Source organism: Streptomyces durocortorensis, assembly GCF_016901035.1.
Classification (GTDB): Bacteria; Actinomycetota; Actinomycetes; order Streptomycetales; family Streptomycetaceae; genus Streptomyces; species Streptomyces durocortorensis.
In genome coordinates this window covers 1-2,310 of the sequence record NZ_JAFEUF010000284.1, presented here as the reverse complement: position 1 = coordinate 2,310, position 2,310 = coordinate 1, and the positions used below count along the sequence as shown (strand labels likewise).

The 2,310-nt window shown below is 69.4% G+C and carries 3 protein-coding genes and 2 tRNA genes; all 5 read left to right on the top strand.

The window, feature by feature from the left end:
• Positions 1-213 precede the first annotated feature (213 nt).
• The 5 genes from rsfS (at position 214) to JS521_RS31350 (ending at position 2,306) form a co-directional block, all read left to right on the top strand.
• Entirely contained in the window at positions 214-645 is a 432-nt protein-coding gene (gene rsfS, locus JS521_RS31370) for a ribosome silencing factor (protein WP_006124372.1), read from the top strand.
• On the top strand, positions 642-1,295 hold the full coding sequence (locus tag JS521_RS31365) for a histidine phosphatase family protein (protein WP_205086313.1): 654 nt from the start codon (positions 642-644) through the stop codon (positions 1,293-1,295). The genes rsfS and JS521_RS31365 overlap by 4 nt, the downstream gene beginning before the upstream one ends.
• 138 nt (positions 1,296-1,433) lie before the next feature.
• Positions 1,434-1,506 (top strand) — tRNA-Ala (locus JS521_RS31360).
• 332 nt (positions 1,507-1,838) lie between these two features.
• Positions 1,839-2,072, top strand: coding sequence for a hypothetical protein (locus tag JS521_RS31355; RefSeq protein ID WP_003969224.1), 234 nt, complete (start codon positions 1,839-1,841; stop codon positions 2,070-2,072).
• A gap of 161 nt (positions 2,073-2,233) precedes the next feature.
• Positions 2,234-2,306: transfer RNA gene (locus JS521_RS31350), tRNA-Ala, on the top strand.
• Positions 2,307-2,310: the final 4 nt, after the last annotated feature.

Below are 2,310 nucleotides of genomic sequence, written 5' to 3'. Positions count from 1 at the left end.
TAGGCGGCGGCCCCGCCGTCCCCCGCCGACGGGCGCCCGCTGGGCCCCCGGATCAGGCCACCGGTGCGGGGGGCGCCGGGCGCCCCCCCCCCCCGGCCGGGGGGGGCCCCCCCGGGGACCGAGGTGGAGCGCGGCCGGCGAAACGCAGTAAGGGTCTGTCGGTGGTCCGTGAGACCCTAGAGGTTGCATCCGACCGCCGACGAAAGCCTGCATGTGACCGCCACGGACCGCTCCATCGAGCTCATCAACGCCGCCGCCCAGGCGGCCGCCGACCGGCTCGCGCACGACATCATCGCCTACGACGTCAGCGATGTGCTGTCGATCACCGACGCCTTCCTGCTGGCCTCGGCCCCCAACGACCGCCAGGTCAAGTCGATCGTCGACGAGATCGAGGAGCGGCTCCAGAAGGAGCTCGGCGCCAAGCCGGTGCGCCGCGAGGGCGACCGCGACGCCCGCTGGATTCTCCTCGACTACGTCGACATCGTCATCCACGTCCAGCACAGCGAGGAGCGCGTCTTCTACGCTCTGGAGCGCCTGTGGAAGGACTGCCCGGAGATCGCCCTCCCCGAGGACGCGGTCAAGACCCGTGGCAAGGCCGAGGAGCACGCACAGCTCAACGGCGGCACGGAAGGTGACCAGAGCTGAACGGCAGCAGCAGCGGCAGGGGCCGCAGGGTCGTCCTCTGGCGCCACGGCCAGACGGCGTGGAACCTGGAGCGCCGCTTCCAGGGCTCCACGGACATCGAGCTGACCGAGGCCGGTGTCGGGCAGGCGCGCCGCGCCGCCCGGCTGCTCGCCTCGCTGAAGCCGGACGCCATCGTGGCCTCCGACCTCCGGCGGGCGGCGGCCACGGCTGCCGAGCTCTCCGCCGTCAGCGGCCTCACCGTCGCCCATGACGCCGCACTCCGCGAGACGTACGCCGGCGCCTGGCAGGGGCTGACCCACCAGGAGATCGTCGAGCGCTTCGGCGAGCAGTACGCGGCCTGGAAGCGCGGGGAGCCCGTGCGCCGGGGCGGCGGCGAGCTGGAGACCGAGGTCGCCGACCGGGCGGCGCCGGTCGTTCTGGAGCACGCCGAGAAGCTTCCGGAGAACGGCACGCTCGTCGTGGTCAGCCACGGCGGCACGATCAGGACGACGATCGGCCGGCTGCTGGGTCTGGAAGCGCACCACTGGGAAGGGCTCGGCGGGCTGTCCAACTGCTGCTGGTCCGTTCTCGGTGAGGGGGCGCGCGGCTGGCGTCTGCTGGAACACAACGCCGGCACGCTCCCGGAGCCGGTGCTCGGCGACGACGACTAGACGCCGTCGGGAGGCCGTTGAGAGGCCGTTCGCGGGCCCCCCCCCCCCCCCCCGGGCCGGATTTCACTTTCCGGCCGGTCGCAGGCTAAAGTTCTTCTTGTTCGCAGCGCGGAAACGCAGGGAAACACAGCGAACAGCGGGGCTATAGCTCAGTTGGTAGAGCGCCTGCATGGCATGCAGGAGGTCAGGAGTTCAATTCTCCTTAGCTCCACAATCAGGATCCCGTCCCCACCAGGGGGCGGGATCTTCTGTATGGAGGCACGGAGGGCGCCGAGCGGGCTGACCCCCTTGCGGGGTCATGGCAGAATCGGAACGCCGGAGGGGGCGCCGTACCGATCGGGAGGGAGCGCGATGCCTGCGAGTCGCGAACACGTCCCCGACCAGCGCCTTGTCGCCGCCCCGCTCCCCGGCCCCGTAACGTCCGACGTTCGATCCCGTCTCGGCTGTCCGTCCTGCGGTTCGTCCCATGTGGCCCAGGTTCTGGGTGACAACGGAGGGGTCTCCTACGTGTGCACGGCCTGCGGCCACAGCTGGAGCTGACTGATGGGTGCACACAGGCGTAAATGCGACTGGTGCGGCAGCGGTACGCCCATCGTCAGGGACATGGACCCGGTCAACGCGGAGTACCAGTACTGGTGCGAGGAATGCGCCCGGGCGCTGATCATAAAAGGCGACCCCATCGAGACCTACCGGGAGCTGGAGGGGGAGCCGATCTACGGGCGGCTCCTGGAGGAGCACTGCACCCTCAAGCGCTTCTACTCCTTCGCGACCGCGTGAGCAGTGATCGTCCGGCCGCGACCGTCTGACCTGCGGCTGAGGGGCGAATGTCCTGGATGATTCGGGCGTATCGGTGCAGACCGGAAACGATTTGGTGAAGCACCGGGGGGACCGTGTAATGTTCTCGATGTCGCCAAGGGAAACCGGGCGGCAAGCAGCAAGGGGCTATAGCTCAGTTGGTAGAGCGCCTGCATGGCATGCAGGAGGTCAGGAGTTCAATTCTCCTTAGCTCCACAAG

What these genes read in the sequence shown, in the direction of transcription:
- JS521_RS31355 (WP_003969224.1), top strand. Translation starts at nt 1,839, where the DNA reads ATGGGTGCACACAGGCGTAAATGCGACTGGTGCGGCAGCGGTACGCCC.